The following is a 15107-nucleotide window of genomic DNA, read 5'->3' as shown; positions in this document are numbered from 1 at the left end:
ACTGTAGCTGGTCTGGCCAGAACGATTATTTTTTATAATAAATAGATAATAGGTTTAAAATTGTAATCCAAATACATGAATAATTAAAATTACAATAGGCGGAATCAACAGCGATGGCAGGAGGTTCAAAGTTTTAAATTTTTTAATTCCCAGAATACTTAATCCTGAACTAAGGATTAGTATGCCTCCTACAATTGTTATTTCATTAATAAGATCTGTATTTAATGCACTTTCCATTAATTTTGCAAATAAGTATATTGAGCCTTGCCAGGTAAATAATACAACCGCAGATGTTGCTATTCCAAAACCAAATGTGGAAGCGAGCACAATGGAAGTGATACCATCTAACATACCGTTTGTTATAAGATAAGTATAATCTTCATGCAGAGCAGCATTAACAGGACCTAATATTGACAATGAACCTATACAAAATAATAAGATTGCAGTTGATAAACCTTCGGCTAAATTACTTTTGGAGAACTTGTTGACTAAATTGTTAAATCTTAGTTCTAGATTTATGCTCTGACCAATCAATCCCCCAATAGCTAAACTTACAATAAATAGAATTGGGTATTTACTATAAGGCAAATGCTGTGTAAAGGCATTGATCCCTAGTCCAACTGCGGCGAATCCCATTGCCTGCATAAGTATTTCTTGGTACTCATCTTTAATTCCTTTTTTGAATATACCTCCAATTAAACTTCCTACAATTATCATAACTGTGTTAAAAATTGTTCCAAACATAGGCTATCTCCTCCAATAATAGTTCCTTTCAAAAAAATAAACCCTCAAGTTGCTTGAGGGTCAAGTGGATGTAACAGCCATTAATTAAATTTATTGGATTGGCAAAAGTATTTCAGTCACATAATTGTCTGGATTATTAGTTACCCCATAATCAATCAGCGTTATTTCGATTGAGTCGCCAGCCAATTCATAATGATGCTTTTTCATATATGTAAGTAACATTTCGTAGTATTGTGCTGATTCTGGATGTGACCCTTTAAATCTAATTTGCAGATATTCTCTTGAGGGGAAAGTGATTTCAGATGAAATTATTTCATCTTCATCTTCCAGAACCATAAATATACTGGAATATCGGTCAAACTTATGTGATTTTATATTTGTTGCTGAAATGGATAATCCTACTTTCCCTAAAAATATATCTTTTTGGACCTTAAACTTTGTTCTCAATTCTGTTACCGGATACTCAATATCTTGGCCAAGAATATATTCATGTTGTAAATACGCCACACGCAGTTCAGGAAGTTTAATTTTTGAAATTTCTTCTAGCGGCATATTAACTGCGTCTTCCATTTGTTTAATGCGACGAGAGATCTTTCTCTCAATGCGTGCCAATTCCCTCTTTTTTCGGTCAATTTCAGTTTGCTGGTCTTTCAGCATCTGAATCAGAGTATCTACTTCAAGAGAATCATAAAAATCAAGTAGTTTATTTATTGGCAAACCTAATGTCCTCAGGTACTTAATTGTACTTAATCGTTCAAATTGTTGCGTGGAATAATATCTGTAGTTATTATGTTCGTCTGTAAATTCTGGTTTCAAGAGACCAATTTCATCATAATACCTAAGAGTAGGTATGTTTACATTGAATAACTTAGATACTTCTCCAATAGAGAAAAATTCCTTCATCCTAACAACCTTTCTGTTAATAAAGTGTGTTTAGTCTGTTTGTGTACACACACATTATATATGATGCAGTAACCTTAAAGGTAAAGTTTTCCCTTATATAGACGGCCGTAATCAAGATCAAGATTGAGTTGATAAATTTTATATCTATTCTTTATTTGATTTGAGGTGAATACAGATGGTTACTTTAGCGAACGTGGCACCAATGACATGGCATTAACTGTCTGGCAATGAAAAGCACTATTTTATCTTACAAGAAAGAGATTAAAATCCTTAATCGATAAGAAGAAAAAGTTAGGACAGATGTTCATTATTTTGGCTCACCATTTTTTAACCATAATTAATATAAACGTATAGAAATGATGGAAAATGAATATAAGGAGTGTAATGAAAATAAGCTTTCATAACCAATGATACGGATTTACTATGTTGAGGGCCTAGTGGGTGAATAACCCGTGGAGGTTCAAGTCCTCTCGGCCGCATCAATGATACCAAGGGTTTTGACGCCCTTGGTATTTTTTTGTGCTTATTTTTAAATGATCTACTGACCACAAACTGCCCACTTACCTAAAGTAAGTAACCTGATTTATCAGCGATTTTCTTCTGTTTGGGGTGTAGCTATTCGGAAATATCACTTGTTTCCATGTCCTAAACGCTCTTTAATTGTTATGTAATCATCTATTCTATTAATAGCGAAACATGTTTATGTCTAAAATTATGTAATCTAATTGGTTGTAAGTCGAGCCCTTTGATGATATCTTTTTATACTGAAATACATAATTATTCACTGCAGTGTCCCCATATATAAACGAAACAATTGTTAGAGTTGATGAAGTAGATTACATTTAATGAGAATGGAAGGATTTTATGCTTAAGGCAATTATTCTGCTAATTTTAGGATTATCGGTTCTTGCAGCTGGTTTTTTAACTCTAAAAAGAGAATTGTTAATTGAATCTGTTTCTATATCTTCAGCTGATGAAGCCAAATCAGAAATGAAAAACATCTTTAATGACCATGGCTGGTTTTATCTGTCTGGAGTAGCCCTTTTCATGCAGTTTGTTTTTCAGGGTTTCCATTTTACATTTGAGTATGTTTTTCATGCATTTTTAATTAGCTCCGGAATCCAGTCACTATTTTATCTTTTTAATAAAAAAGAGCTGGGCTATAAAGTTTGTGCGGTTATTGTTGTTAGTTTTTTAGTGATTTATTTATAAAAAACAAGGTAAAAGAGTGATGAATCGTCCATCACTCTTATTTCTATTCAGCGTAAATCAACAATTCGACAAGAGGTGGCAGGCAATCTGAATCAGTATATTTACAATCTGAAACAGACTGGAAAGAGTCTACATTTTCACTGATAATGATGAATTATGCAAGGTGATGAATACAAAGATTAGAAGGGGTGATGAACAGGGCTAAATGATCGTGTTGGCTTTTGTTAAAGAGTACATCAATATGAAAAAGTAAAGGGAGAAGAGATATTTATCAAACCAAAATTAAAAATAAATAAATTAGATGACATAACACATTAGATAAATAAAATATGTAAGTCATTTCTTGTTCTACTAACGCACTTAAATGTCTATACTTCTACTTTATTATGGAATAAAAGCAAGTGTCAGTCAGATTGTTGCCATCTGCGGATAAATCATCATTTCTTAAAATGCCTTCGAATACAAAACCCAGTTTTTCTGGGATAGCTCGACTTTTAAGATTTGTTGATTCACACCTTATTTCAATTCTTCTAAATTTTAAATTGTTTAACCCAAAGTCAGCTAATTTCTTTACTGCTTCTGTCATATATCCATTCCCGCTAAATTTAGAATTTATCCAGTATCCAATTTCACATTTAGGAATGGTCCAGTTAATTCTCTGAAGGCTAATTATTCCAATAAAGTCATTGCAATCTCTATCAAAAATAAGGAACCGAAAACTCTCTCTCTTTAAAAAATCTATATGAGTATTTCTTACATTGATCTCTGTCTCTTCAACAGTTGGAAGTTCTTGAGCAAATGGTAACCACGCTTTTAATTCACCAAAGGAATCTCTAATTGCTTGGTTTACAATATTACCGTCTCCTGTTTGGTGTGGTGCTCGAAGAATGAGTCTTTCTGTTTCTAATTGTAAAGGAACATCTAACAACAAAGGATTCATTTGATTTCTCCTCTCTCCAAAATTAAATATTAAAAAAGAAAGTAATAAAAAAACTCTCATCTCCAAAACTAATTCTAAAGCACGAGAGTTATAACTTCTTGTTATCTCTCTGGAAGGGTTACTCTGAGATCCTTTTCTATCTCTTTCATTTGTTTATCGATGACGCCTCCAGTAAGAATTGAATATTCTTTATTCTCATCAAAGAATTTTTTCACTCTAGAGTAATTCACATTTAACCTCACATACATTTGATTTTGGTTTGCAATTCATCGATCTTATTAAATTCGTACTCATAATCACAGTTTTCTTCTAAAACAAAATTCATAGTTTCAAAGAAACTTTTTGCATTCTTTAACAGTGCTTCAAAAAAATCAAGTTTTGGTAATAATACTTTTTGTTTTTGGTGAATTTCAAATAACAAGATATCATTCGATATTGATTTCATTTTCAATAGAAGGGGTTGATCTGGAAAATAAGTTTCGCTTTTTCCTGTTTCAATCGCTTCTTCAATTAGATTTAAAAAATAAGCCCACAATTGGTCAACCAAGTCCCACATAGTGATATCAAGCAAATCTTGTTCACCATATTTTAAAATAATCGCCCCGGATAAATAGTAAGAGTCTAACTGTGGTTTTATGTTCCTTAGTCCCTCTATATTGCTAAGTGGAACAAAGTAATCGTCAATATTATTTTTTAAGATTGAAAGGTAGTTTACCTTCTTATTTGGCCTAAGAATTAATGATTGAATATAAAACATTTTACCTCTCCTATTTTTCCGGAGAATTGTCCTACTCTTCCTTTTTGAAAGCCAACAACATATTGTTGACCCTCATATGTTCCTCTAACTTGATAACTAAATTTAGTTCCTTTTTTTATTAACTCTTCACGGTTTTGTTTCATAATTGATTCTATCTCATCCGCCACATCGTTAACAGTCATCTCTTTATTAAGAAAAGATTGTTGAGACTTAATTGAACCATCCCATAAATTAGGATGATGGCGCTCTAAAATATGCTTCATTCCTCATTTGTCTATGAGGAATGATTGTCCTCCAAAAATGTATTTCTGCTTGAAACGTTTTAAGCTCGTTTCAACACCATGCGGGTTTGCTTTCTTTAAACCCCGTGTAGCAGACGAGTTCTTAAAAATTTTAAGTGCACATCTTTTACAACTATTAATCTTCTATATTAGTGTAAAATAATCTTACATCCCATTTATTACATATTAAGATTGGAGTTAAAAATGAAAAAAAGTAAGTTTATTTTAACAATTATTGTTTCTGTTGCACTGATAGTCTTTTTAGCATGGTTTATTTATGCTGGCACCCACCAACCTCCTATTTTGAAAGGGAATTCAAAAGATGGAAAATGGAGTGTTATCTATTCTCCTGAAAAAGACATAGATCTTGCAAGGCAAGACTTATGGGCGGTTCATATTACATGGAAAAGGGATTCTGAGTTTTCAATAAAAGAGGTTGTGTTTAAAGAAAATGGTGTTGTTGAGGCATCAGGTGATGCAACAGATGAACCTAAGAATGCAAAAGAAATAGCAGTAGCGATAATGGGAGATCCACCAAATACGAATAATGATTATACAGTAGAAGTTACTTGGGAAGAGAATGGGAAAACACAAAAAGACATTATTCAAGTAAATAAAGAGATCAAACGATCATTTGTTATTCCTAATGTAATAAAAAGAATTTTAAGTTTAGGATAAAGCTATAATACTCTCATGGCATAAAAGCAGGTAAAAAGCGCCTGCTTTTTTCATGTTTAATCTTAATTTTTCACCTTAACTGATTACTTCGAGCAGGGCTGTTACTAAGTAAACATCAATAATAAGGCAACTTTTTTAAAAAAAGACCGCTACTCCATTTTTACTCCTCAATAAGAATAAATCATTAAAAAACCTCATAATCAAAATAAAAAACACTGATATTTAAGCTTTGTAACAAAAAACACAGTTTCACTTTATTGAGATCCTAGTGGGTGAATAACCCGTGGAGGTTCAAGTCCCCTCGGCCGCATCCCAATAATACCAAGGGTTTAACCACCTTTGAAGATATTTTTTGTGCGGAAAACACGGTAACAAATGCACCGCATTGCGGAGTCAACAGGCATATTTGCACTAAAAAAGTGCTGACTTCTACGCAAAACCGTTGCGCGAGTCTGCACTTTAATAATGCGAGATACACTGTCCATTATTATTGATTTATGGGGAGTTTATGTTAATCCGCTCCTAGCCGCGGTGATACTTGGCTTTTAGAAGCTTTTTTTAAGTGGCTAAAACCGACAAATTTTTTGCCTTCTTCATCCCATAGGCGGAACTTTAACGACTTCAGACTTGTTGCCAGTGTAATGGTCGGAACGTTTTGCAATGGTTCAGTGTTGTTATGTGCTTTTTCAAGCTTATAGTTTGGGACTCTCGGGCTTAAATGATGAACATGATGGAAACCGATATTGCCTGTTAGCCATTGCATCACTTTTGGAAGCTTATAAAAAGAGCTTCCTTCAACTGCTGCTTTTACATATTCCCAATGCTCATCTTCTTCAAAATAAGAATCCTCAAACGTATGCTGAATATAAAATATCCAAATTCCAAGAGAGCCAGATATCATAAAAATTGGCACCTGAACCAGCAGGAAGTTTTGCCAGCCGATAGTCAAACATAAAAGTGCTGCTAAAGCGACAATCCCTAGATTCGTTACATACGTATTCATCCGTTCTTTGCGTTTTGCCCGTTTACGATTAAAACGATTGGTAATTCCGAAGACGTAAAGCGGCCCAATCACAAACATAACAAACGGATTTCTGTACAAACGGTACATGATTTTTGTCTTAGTTGAGGCTTCCTTATATTCCTCAACGGTCAGCACCCAAATATCGCCAGTACCTCGTTTGTCCAGATTGCTGCTTGTCGCATGATGGACAGAATGGTCGTGTGCCCAATGATCAAAAGGATGCAGAGTCAGAATGCCTGTTATTGTTCCAAGGATTCGATTCGCCCTTCTGTTCTTAAAGAACGAATAGTGGCAGCAATCATGAAAGATGATGAAGGTTCTTACTAAAAAGCCTGCCGCAACGACAGAAATGGCTAATGTAAGGAAATAAGAAATGGTCAAGCTCTTATATGCCAAATACCATAGCAGGAAAAATGGTACTAATGTGTTAATGATCTGAAAAATACTTTTTTGTAAATCAGACTTTTCATAGGGTGTAACCAGTTTTCTCAAAGTCCTTAGGTTTTGTTCATTCATTTTTTTAAAATTTCCCCTTCCCTGATGTTCTTCTAAGTATCGTAAACGATTATCTTTGAAGTCCCGGCGTCATACACCGCATATAATAAGTATCTTTCCCATTCATATGAGAAATTATTGGAAATACAAAACTAATTTCCAGTTCAAATAAACCTTTTAGCAGGACAGCCAGGATACAATCGGCGTATGAAAATTATACCCGGCTCTTTATCTGGCCAAACTCTCGTCCTGCTTCCCAATGAGAATCGGTTTATTTAGACCCGGGAACATGTTATTTGGGGCTGTCAAAATAAAGAGAGTTAAAAAACCTGATTACTATTGAGCTGTTTCTTCATTAAAAAGGCTTTGGGAATTCGGCAAATGGGGAATACCATGAGAGATCGTTTGAAAATATCTGAAGAAACAAAGCTTTAGCAGTAACAGCACTGCTTTTAAAAGAATATCGGAGACTTGAACAAGAAACAGCTGCGCTTTTTAAAGAAATCGTTAACAATTTCAATAATGAAGTACTATTTAGCAATGAAAAAGGTATGAAGACAGTTGCGATTCATTTCACGCTGTTTTCAAATCATAGTTGTTAATGGATCTCGTAGATATGTTTTAAATTCAATGGAGATTTAGATTCTATTTGTGCTTACCGCTTCTGAACCGAGAGACAATGTTTGAAAAATAACGCTATGAATAAAATGATAATTTTAATTTGCAATTATTTCCGATTCATGTTATGATAAAGAAGAATTATTTTTGTTCGGTGTAAAGGATAGTATGAATATTGACTTTTCGTCTTGATGATACTATGGGCAAGGATAGTATATATTGTGTGGTAACACACTAGGAGGCAATAAAAATGGAACAAGGTACAGTAAAATGGTTTAATGCAGAAAAAGGTTTTGGCTTCATCGAACGTGAGAACGGAGACGATGTATTCGTACACTTCTCTGCTATCCAAAGCGAAGGATTCAAATCTCTAGACGAAGGTCAAAAAGTAACGTTTGACGTTGAGCAAGGTACTCGTGGAGCTCAAGCTGCTAACGTTCAAAAAGCTTAGTCTTCAATCGTTTATACAAACAGGCTCTTTATATAGAGTCTGTTTTTTTATGTTCTCTGTAAAATACATAAAAAACCCTACTCAACGGTCGAGTAGGGTGATGGTAAAAGGTAATAGAAAAAGATTTAACGCTTTAAAGGTTTGTTTACAGTATAACATATTGGATTGACAATATGCGGAAAGTATATAAAATATTTATATTTCTTTCCTGTATTTTATTTTTTCACAAACCTGCCTTTAATTTAAATACAAGACAAGTCCTGCAAACCATGTTCAAATAACCACTTTTCCTGTTCCAAATACTTAGTAGCCGTAGTTCGGGCTGTTTAACGAAGAGGCAAAAACATATTGCGAAATTCAAAAAAGCCGGATTATTATTGATCGTTAAAATAACAGCTGATCCATCTGCTATCACAAGAGAAGTAACCCTTTTTCGCTTCCTTCACTCGTTACTCCATTCTTGCGTTGGCATGTGTTTCATTTCTAAAGATTTCTCTATTTTTATTGTTGATCATATATTTAGATGGTACAAACTCGTGTATCTAGAACACTTACGATTCACTGTCATAGTGAATATGAAAAATTCTTAAAGAGTAAGGGGAAATGGATTGATTTTTGCTGGAAATCATCACTTAAATATACCTAAAACAATGAAAGCCCTACCTCTCTTCCATCTCTACGGCTCCTTGTCCGTGCCAGTGTGAATCAGGATTGAAAAATCAAGTGACTATTTCGTTTTTTTCTTCAATGTTCGCAGAAGAAATGTAAATAATAAAAATGGAATAGAATGCAGAAATAACATAGAGGTTACTGTTCTAAAAGTAAGTTAAAGAAGTTGAATGTATTTGAAATGATTTATTTTACTCATAATATTATCAAAAAATTCAGGATATTTTTGAAATACAATACATTATCAATAATTAATCTTAACAAAAACTTTTGATTTGATTTTCAGTGATTCCTTTCATTAATTTCAGTTCACTAATCAAAAATTCATGTGCATGATCCAGCATTTTTTTTTCACTTGTATTAAGTGCTTTTTCTTTCTTCATACGCATTAAATCACGTACAACTTCAGCGCCTTCTAGTATATCACCCGTTTTTATTTTGTTCGTGTTTACTTGATACCTTTGTTTCCAAGGCAGCAACCTATCTGATTCTCCATGCTGAAAAATGTGTATAATGTGTTTTAATGCAAGTATATCAGTAACTGGTCGTATACTTGAACTCAGTAGTTTACGCACTGGAATCATAACTGTCATGTTACTGATTGACATTTTTATGACATAATACTGCTGTTTTTCCTCTAAAAATTCTTTTTCTTCTATGGCTTCAATTATACCTGCTCCGTGCATTGGATAAACAATGTTATCGCCAATTTGAAACATTACATACACCTCCATATATGGTACCTTCTTAAGATTACCATACATGTGGGTATATTATCAAATATTCTATAATAACATGGTTATTTTTTTATTGTCAATAACTTTTTTTAAAAAATCAGATCGAGCAAAAGCAACATCAAAACAATAGGGAACGTGCCGTAATTCCAATGAAGGAAAAGTCTATGGGTACGTGTATCCTAAAGCCGGCTCATTATTTTTTCATTGAAATGAGTTATTAAAATCTCCTTATAAATTCATGACTTGGCATCAATTCATGAAAATGGAAGGCGGGAGAGTGAAATGAAATCGGGATATGCTTAACAGTAAAACGTATCTATGCAATTAACGATGTTGCGAAGTAAGTGATAATTTCAATACCGGGTAGTTAGAATACAAAATTATTTCATTTTCAAGGATTTGATACTCCGTTAGATAAAGGTTATGTTATAATTTTTGGTAAAAAAGGAGGAAGCTGTTTTTATTATCTCGACTAAAAAAGATGAAGCATACTCCATTGTGTTTATGTTGATAAGCCACTATTAATTCGACATTTTATGAGGTCAGTTACCAACCGATATCTGTTAGTTCTTCATAAGAAATAGTGGTGTGCGGCTGTGATTGAACTGCATATTCATCATTCAATCACATAAAATGGATATGGAAATTTTAAAAAAACGGGATATCCATTTTTGCATTTTTATAAAAAGGAGTCATCACAATGCTAAAAAGATTTTGTCTGGTCTTGCTTACGTTAATAATGTCTATAGTTGTTATGCTAGTGGCTGCTAAAAATTCCCCTGGAGAGCATGTCATTTCATTTGATGAGCCTCGTGTCTTACTGATATCAATTGGAATCGTTGTATTTTTATTCATCCCTCCATTAGTTATGTCGTTTTTTGGCAACTTGATTGTAAGAATCATATCTGGAGTATATCAATGTTTTATCGTTTTCGCTTTTATGGGGGTAATTCCAATAGGATTTCTTATTCCCAATGGCTTTTTGACAATTCTTTTTTCTATTGTAGGAACTTTAGTTAGTATAGCTAGTGTTATAGTAACCTTACTAATTGGCAGAAATAAAGAAGTTACATTATAACTAATATAATTTCACTTTATCGAGGAAGAGGTTCACAGCCCTGCGGCTAATAAAGGACAGTGGCAGTTGGACAATTAATAAAGAAGAAGTGTGGAAAGGCAGTTGCTTTCCTGCAATAATTGAATAAATGACACCAAAACCACCTTGAAAACCTGTTTTCATGGTGGTTTTTTGGCAAAAATTGATGTGTTCATTTGCTCTCGTGAACTAACCATCAGCCATCATTAAGAAGTTATGTAAGTGGCACAATCCCACAATAAACGCATAGGGTAATATCATAAAATAAAAAATGTGGTGATCGAAAAATGTATTATATACCTGTTACACATCAATATCCTTATTATGTGTATGCACCAATGTGCTGCGATGGAAGGTCGGTTTATTGGATGAATCCATATAAAATGAAGCATGAAAACGCAGGCCAAAACCTTCACTTGACAGATTATGGGCCGAAACCATTTGTTATTAATATTAACAAAGCGACAAAACAAAACAATACATTCCGTACCGCGCTATGGACAGGAGCGCACCTGCAAGTTACTGTAATGAGTCTTGATATTGGAGAAGATATCGGTTTGGAAATGCATTCTAACCTCGATCAATTCTTGCGGATTGAGCAAGGGCGTGGGATCGTTAAAATGGGCAAAAGCAAAGATCAGGTAAACTTTCAACGAAATGTCTATGATGATTCAGCCATCGTCATACCTGCCGGCACATGGCACAATCTGATCAATACAGGCAATACGCCGCTAAAACTATACTCCATTTATGCCCCGCCTAACCATCCATTTGGCACGGTCCATGTGACCAAAGCAGATGCAGAAGCTGAGGAAAAGGAGCACAGTTCATACAAAAATTGAGCGGGTTAATGAGGCTTTTTCACAAAGTGTTTCCCAACATTTATCTTTTTCGGTTTTAACACAAACCATTTCCGGCGTTGTTTATGTGGATCATTTTTGAGAGGGAATGAATCACGAATAAAAAACATACCCAAAATAGCGGTATGTTTTTTATTCGTGAGTATTATGAATCAAAATCATTCCAATTATCTAAATAACGGTACAGTGTTGTTTTACTGATGCCCGTCTCTTTGGTAATTTGCTGAATGGTATACGTTTTGCTTTGATACATTTCCATCGCGCGTCGGACATTATGGTCTGGTTTCCTCGGGCGTCCTGTATTTTTCCCCTTTAATTTCGCCTCTTGAATTCCAAGCTTTGTGTTTTCACTAATCATGTCAAATTGAAATTCGCTGACTCTTTCTAAAAAATCGAAGAATATGGAACCGTTTTTCTTTGTGGTGTCCACTTTGTCTAATATTGAAATAAAGTGGCTTTGTTTCCTTTTGAAAAAATCAATGATATCAATTAGGTTTTTTGTAGAGTCCGCAATGCTGTATAACTTATAAATGATTACGGTATCTCCGGCATTTAAACTGTTGCATAATGACTCAAATTCTGGTCTGTTTTTTGCTGAATTTGTTTGTTCAATATAAATTTTTTCACAGTTGAACCCTTTAAGTGCGGTTATCTGTTTTGTTACATCCTGATCTTGACTAGACGGACGTGCATATCCAAAAATCAAATCATCAACTCCTGATGAATTTTGTATATTTCATTATAACAAAATAAGATGGATAGCACAGAATGCGCCGTCAGTTCCAAAATAGATCTATTTTGGAACAAAAAATTGTAGACATTTGAATTCTTGTTTGTTACATTCTAAATAGTTATAAACGACCCTGGCTTCTATGAGAGTTAGAAGTCAACAAAAAATAATCATAAAGAGGTGTACTGTATTTTATGTTAAAAAAATTAAATATGGAGTGGTTCTCAAATATAAGAGGGGACTTATTAGCCGGGATTGTCGTTGCTTTGGCATTAATTCCTGAAGCCATTGGTTTTTCTATTATTGCAGGTGTTGACCCGATGGTGGGATTGTATGCCTCATTTTGTATTGCGGTGGTGATTTCTTTTGCGGGCGGAAGGCCTGCGATGATTTCTGCGGCTACAGGGGCTATGGCGTTGTTAATGGGAACGCTGGTAAAGGATCACGGATTACAGTATCTGTTTGCTGCTACGATCCTGACGGGTATCATCCAAATCATATTTGGGGTTCTGAAAGTGGCGCGATTAATGAAATTTGTACCTCGATCGGTCATGGTAGGTTTTGTTAATGCGCTGGCCATTTTAATTTTCATGGCACAAGTTCCTCATTTTGTTGGTATATCCGGTCTGACATATGTGTTTGTCGGCATAACCTTAGTCATCATTTATTTGTTCCCGTTTATTACAAAAGCTGTTCCAAGTCCTTTAATAGCAATTGTATTTCTCACGGTCGTTTCTATTTGGGGTCATTTTAATGTTCAAACAGTTGGAGATTTAGGAACAATCAAACAAGCTTTGCCGAACTTTTTGATTCCCGATGTTCCATTAAACTTTGAGACGTTATCAATTATATTTCCGACTTCTATTGCTCTAGCTGTCGTTGGTCTGCTTGAGTCGCTGCTGACGTCTTCCATTGTTGATGACATGACTGACACAGATAGTAATAAAAACCGGGAAAGCCGAGGGCAAGGGATTGCCAATATCGTTGCCGGATTTTTCGGCGGTATGGCAGGGTGTGCCATGATCGGTCAATCTGTTATTAACGTGAAATCTGGAGGGAGAGGGAGACTGTCAACCTTTACGGCTGGTATGTTCCTCATGTTTTTAATACTCGTTTTAGGTGAATGGGTTGTTCAAGTTCCTATGCCTGCACTGGTTGGCGTTATGATTATGGTTTCAATTGGAACATTCGATTGGTCTTCAATCCGGACGCTTAAAAAAGTTCCGTTCACTGATTCGGTTGTCATGGTTGTCACAGTAATTACTGTAGTGGCAACAGATAACTTATCCATTGGTGTAATCGTAGGCGTCCTGTTAAGTGCTATTTTCTTCGCTTCTAAAATTTCACGAGTAAAGGTGGATTTGTCTTCTGTTTCTGAGAAAGAGGCTGTTTATGACATTAAGGGCCAAGTGTTCTTTGCTTCTGTTCAAGATTTTGTGAATTCATTTTCATATGAAGATGTAAAAGAGCGTGTTGTGATGAACTTTTCAGAGGCGCATATTTGGGATGATTCTGGTGTCGCCGCAGTGGATAAGGTTGTTTTGAAATTCAAAGAGAATCATGCAGATGTTGCATTGGTTGGCTTAAACGAATCAAGCCAACATTTGATTGAAAAGCTGGCTACTTACAATCATCCTAACGCACAGCCGTCAAGCCACTAAGGGGAAGGTGAAGGGGTATGTACCAAAATATTTTGTTGGCAGCTGATGGATCAGATCATTCCATTCGATCAGCAGAACATGCAATCCGTATAGCGAAACTGGTGCCTGATGCAAGAGTGGAAATCATTTTTGTTAAAGATTATTCAAAAGCGAAAACCGAAGTGCTTCATACCGCGAGTTCTGCAGAGTTAGAAATGGAAAGGCGTAAAAAGTTAGAGCCGATTTTAGAAAAATTTGAGCAAGCTGGTGTCCGGCATGATGTAATAATGAAACACGGAGAACCAGGCCCCACAATTGTTTCTTATGCAAATGAAAAACAATTTGATATGCTCGTAGTAGGCAGCAGGGGATTGAATTCACTGCAGGAGATGGTGCTGGGCAGTGTAAGCCATAAAGTTGCGAAACGAGTGAATTGTCCTGTGCTGATTGTAAAGTGATGGATGGAACAAGCCGATTTAATATAAAATCGGCTTGTTTTTTTACTGTTGTTAATTTAGCTGGGCACAAGTGATAGGTGGTTTTATTTACAGTCTCAAAACAGCACTTCGTATCAAAACGATCCGAAATCTAATTTTCACGCACTTGACTTTATACCGGTGGGGGTATATTATTGGTTCATAAATAAGAAGCAGTTAAAAAGGCGCTGTGAATAAATTTCTTACTTGGCTGTCGCATTCCTGCTTATTTTGATATTGATCTATGCCATGTCTAGACGTTATTATTCTGCAGGTATTTTTGTCTCAATAAAGAAGAATTAGTAGCCATGGATGTGACCATATTAGATAACATTCCATATGCGTATCTAAAACATTTTTATTTAGAGATTCCGCGTGATAAAATACACATAATAGTTTATGATAAGGCAGAATTAAATGTGGGAGTGTGTTTTCTAAAGAAGGTATTCATGTGAACAGTTATGAATTGCAAAAATTAATGAAAGAAAGGATTTCAACGATATGGAGTATGATCAAAAGGTTAAAAATCGCTTACGCCGGATAGAAGGACAAATTAAAGGTGTATTGACGATGATGGAGCAAGGAAAAGACTGCAGAGAAGTTGTGACTCAATTGGCAGCCTCACGCAATGCAATTGATAGAGCATTAGGGGTTATTGTTGGCACAAATCTTGAACTTTGTATTCGTGAAAGTTTGGACCAGGGAGAGGACACATCCAATTTAGTAAAAGAAGCAGTCGACTTACTGGTGAAGAGCCGATAAAAAATTCATCAACCTATCATTTTTAAGGTTGACG

At 34.9% G+C, this 15107-nt stretch carries 16 protein-coding genes; 8 read left to right on the top strand and 8 right to left on the bottom strand.

Annotated features, from left to right (window positions below; translation table 11 throughout):
• Nucleotides 1-54 precede the first annotated feature (54 nt).
• Both V6D41_RS19015 and V6D41_RS19010 read right to left on the bottom strand, forming a co-directional pair.
• Entirely contained in the window at nt 55-744 is a 690-nt protein-coding gene (locus V6D41_RS19015) for a DUF554 domain-containing protein (protein ID WP_333519319.1), read from the bottom strand.
• Between the two features lie 90 nt (nt 745-834).
• The gene (locus V6D41_RS19010) at nt 835-1647 is read right to left on the bottom strand and encodes a MerR family transcriptional regulator (protein WP_333519318.1); all 813 of its coding nucleotides are present in this window, start codon (nt 1645-1647) and stop codon (nt 835-837) included.
• 864 nt (nt 1648-2511) lie between these two features.
• On the opposite strand from V6D41_RS19010, the gene V6D41_RS19005 reads away from it, so the two are divergent.
• On the top strand, nt 2512-2859 hold the full coding sequence (locus V6D41_RS19005) for a hypothetical protein (RefSeq protein ID WP_333519317.1): 348 nt from the start codon (nt 2512-2514) through the stop codon (nt 2857-2859).
• Nucleotides 2860-3235: 376 nt separating this feature from the next.
• Here the strand turns inward: V6D41_RS19005 and V6D41_RS19000 are convergent, their stop codons facing one another.
• The 3 genes from V6D41_RS19000 to V6D41_RS18990 form a co-directional block, all read right to left on the bottom strand.
• A complete protein-coding gene (locus tag V6D41_RS19000; RefSeq protein ID WP_333519316.1) occupies nt 3236-3799 on the bottom strand; it encodes a GNAT family N-acetyltransferase in 564 nt (187 codons plus the stop codon).
• A 238-nt stretch (nt 3800-4037) separates the two neighbouring features.
• Nucleotides 4038-4556, bottom strand: a complete 519-nt coding sequence (locus tag V6D41_RS18995; protein ID WP_333519315.1) for a hypothetical protein — start codon at nt 4554-4556, stop codon at nt 4038-4040.
• Nucleotides 4535-4819: a hypothetical protein gene (locus tag V6D41_RS18990; protein ID WP_333519314.1), complete on the bottom strand. Its 285-nt coding sequence runs from the start codon at nt 4817-4819 to the stop codon at nt 4535-4537. The genes V6D41_RS18995 and V6D41_RS18990 overlap by 22 nt, the downstream gene beginning before the upstream one ends.
• A gap of 222 nt (nt 4820-5041) precedes the next feature.
• On the opposite strand from V6D41_RS18990, the gene V6D41_RS18985 reads away from it, so the two are divergent.
• Nucleotides 5042-5515, top strand: coding sequence for a hypothetical protein (locus V6D41_RS18985; protein WP_333519313.1), 474 nt, complete (start codon nt 5042-5044; stop codon nt 5513-5515).
• 511 nt (nt 5516-6026) lie between these two features.
• On the opposite strand, the gene V6D41_RS18980 is transcribed toward V6D41_RS18985, so the two are convergent.
• A complete protein-coding gene (locus V6D41_RS18980) occupies nt 6027-7055 on the bottom strand; it encodes a fatty acid desaturase (protein WP_333519312.1) in 1029 nt (342 codons plus the stop codon).
• 847 nt (nt 7056-7902) lie between these two features.
• On the opposite strand from V6D41_RS18980, the gene cspC reads away from it, so the two are divergent.
• Nucleotides 7903-8103, top strand: a complete 201-nt coding sequence (gene cspC, locus V6D41_RS18975) for a cold shock protein CspC (RefSeq protein ID WP_148963072.1) — start codon at nt 7903-7905, stop codon at nt 8101-8103.
• Nucleotides 8104-9029: 926 nt separating this feature from the next.
• On the opposite strand, the gene V6D41_RS18970 is transcribed toward cspC, so the two are convergent.
• Nucleotides 9030-9491 carry a CarD family transcriptional regulator gene (locus V6D41_RS18970; RefSeq protein ID WP_333519311.1) on the bottom strand — a complete coding sequence of 154 codons (462 nt, stop codon included), beginning with the start codon at nt 9489-9491 and terminating at the stop codon, nt 9030-9032.
• 718 nt (nt 9492-10209) lie between these two features.
• Here V6D41_RS18970 and V6D41_RS18965 point away from each other — a divergent pair.
• On the top strand, nt 10210-10587 hold the full coding sequence (locus V6D41_RS18965; RefSeq protein WP_333519310.1) for a hypothetical protein: 378 nt from the start codon (nt 10210-10212) through the stop codon (nt 10585-10587).
• Nucleotides 10588-10892: 305 nt separating this feature from the next.
• On the top strand, nt 10893-11447 hold the full coding sequence (locus V6D41_RS18960) for a cupin domain-containing protein (protein ID WP_333519309.1): 555 nt from the start codon (nt 10893-10895) through the stop codon (nt 11445-11447).
• A gap of 163 nt (nt 11448-11610) precedes the next feature.
• Here V6D41_RS18960 and V6D41_RS18955 read toward each other — a convergent pair whose 3' ends face one another.
• Nucleotides 11611-12171, bottom strand: coding sequence for a recombinase family protein (locus tag V6D41_RS18955; protein WP_333519308.1), 561 nt, complete (start codon nt 12169-12171; stop codon nt 11611-11613).
• A gap of 218 nt (nt 12172-12389) precedes the next feature.
• Here V6D41_RS18955 and V6D41_RS18950 point away from each other — a divergent pair, with 218 nt between their 5' ends.
• The 3 genes from V6D41_RS18950 to V6D41_RS18940 all read left to right on the top strand — a co-directional run bounded on the left by V6D41_RS18950 (nt 12390) and on the right by V6D41_RS18940 (nt 15073).
• A complete protein-coding gene (locus V6D41_RS18950) occupies nt 12390-13856 on the top strand; it encodes a SulP family inorganic anion transporter (protein WP_148963077.1) in 1467 nt (488 codons plus the stop codon).
• Between the two features lie 17 nt (nt 13857-13873).
• Nucleotides 13874-14293, top strand: coding sequence for a universal stress protein (locus V6D41_RS18945; protein ID WP_148963078.1), 420 nt, complete (start codon nt 13874-13876; stop codon nt 14291-14293).
• Nucleotides 14294-14812: 519 nt separating this feature from the next.
• Nucleotides 14813-15073 (top strand): metal-sensitive transcriptional regulator, encoded by a 261-nt coding sequence (locus tag V6D41_RS18940; protein ID WP_087993538.1) that lies wholly within the window; start codon nt 14813-14815, stop codon nt 15071-15073.
• Nucleotides 15074-15107 lie beyond the last annotated feature (34 nt).

It is taken from the genome of Bacillus sp. 0102A (genome assembly GCF_036765155.1).
In the GTDB taxonomy this organism is placed as follows: Bacteria; Bacillota; Bacilli; order Bacillales; family Bacillaceae; genus Bacillus; species Bacillus subtilis_G.
The sequence above is the reverse complement of the archived record's forward strand: the minus strand, read 5'-3'. Positions and strand labels throughout refer to the sequence as shown.

Coding starts and splice junctions, on each gene's coding strand:
- V6D41_RS19015 (WP_333519319.1), bottom strand. CDS start 744: ATGTTTGGAACAATTTTTAACACAGTTATGATAATTGTAGGAAGTTTA.
- V6D41_RS19010 (WP_333519318.1), bottom strand. CDS start 1,647: ATGAAGGAATTTTTCTCTATTGGAGAAGTATCTAAGTTATTCAATGTA.
- V6D41_RS19005 (WP_333519317.1), top strand. CDS start 2,512: ATGCTTAAGGCAATTATTCTGCTAATTTTAGGATTATCGGTTCTTGCA.
- V6D41_RS19000 (WP_333519316.1), bottom strand. CDS start 3,799: ATGAATCCTTTGTTGTTAGATGTTCCTTTACAATTAGAAACAGAAAGA.
- V6D41_RS18995 (WP_333519315.1), bottom strand. CDS start 4,556: ATGTTTTATATTCAATCATTAATTCTTAGGCCAAATAAGAAGGTAAAC.
- V6D41_RS18990 (WP_333519314.1), bottom strand. CDS start 4,819: ATGAAGCATATTTTAGAGCGCCATCATCCTAATTTATGGGATGGTTCA.
- V6D41_RS18985 (WP_333519313.1), top strand. CDS start 5,042: ATGAAAAAAAGTAAGTTTATTTTAACAATTATTGTTTCTGTTGCACTG.
- V6D41_RS18980 (WP_333519312.1), bottom strand. CDS start 7,055: ATGAATGAACAAAACCTAAGGACTTTGAGAAAACTGGTTACACCCTAT.
- cspC (WP_148963072.1), top strand. CDS start 7,903: ATGGAACAAGGTACAGTAAAATGGTTTAATGCAGAAAAAGGTTTTGGC.
- V6D41_RS18970 (WP_333519311.1), bottom strand. CDS start 9,491: ATGTTTCAAATTGGCGATAACATTGTTTATCCAATGCACGGAGCAGGT.
- V6D41_RS18965 (WP_333519310.1), top strand. CDS start 10,210: ATGCTAAAAAGATTTTGTCTGGTCTTGCTTACGTTAATAATGTCTATA.
- V6D41_RS18960 (WP_333519309.1), top strand. CDS start 10,893: ATGTATTATATACCTGTTACACATCAATATCCTTATTATGTGTATGCA.
- V6D41_RS18950 (WP_148963077.1), top strand. CDS start 12,390: ATGTTAAAAAAATTAAATATGGAGTGGTTCTCAAATATAAGAGGGGAC.
- V6D41_RS18945 (WP_148963078.1), top strand. CDS start 13,874: ATGTACCAAAATATTTTGTTGGCAGCTGATGGATCAGATCATTCCATT.
- V6D41_RS18940 (WP_087993538.1), top strand. CDS start 14,813: ATGGAGTATGATCAAAAGGTTAAAAATCGCTTACGCCGGATAGAAGGA.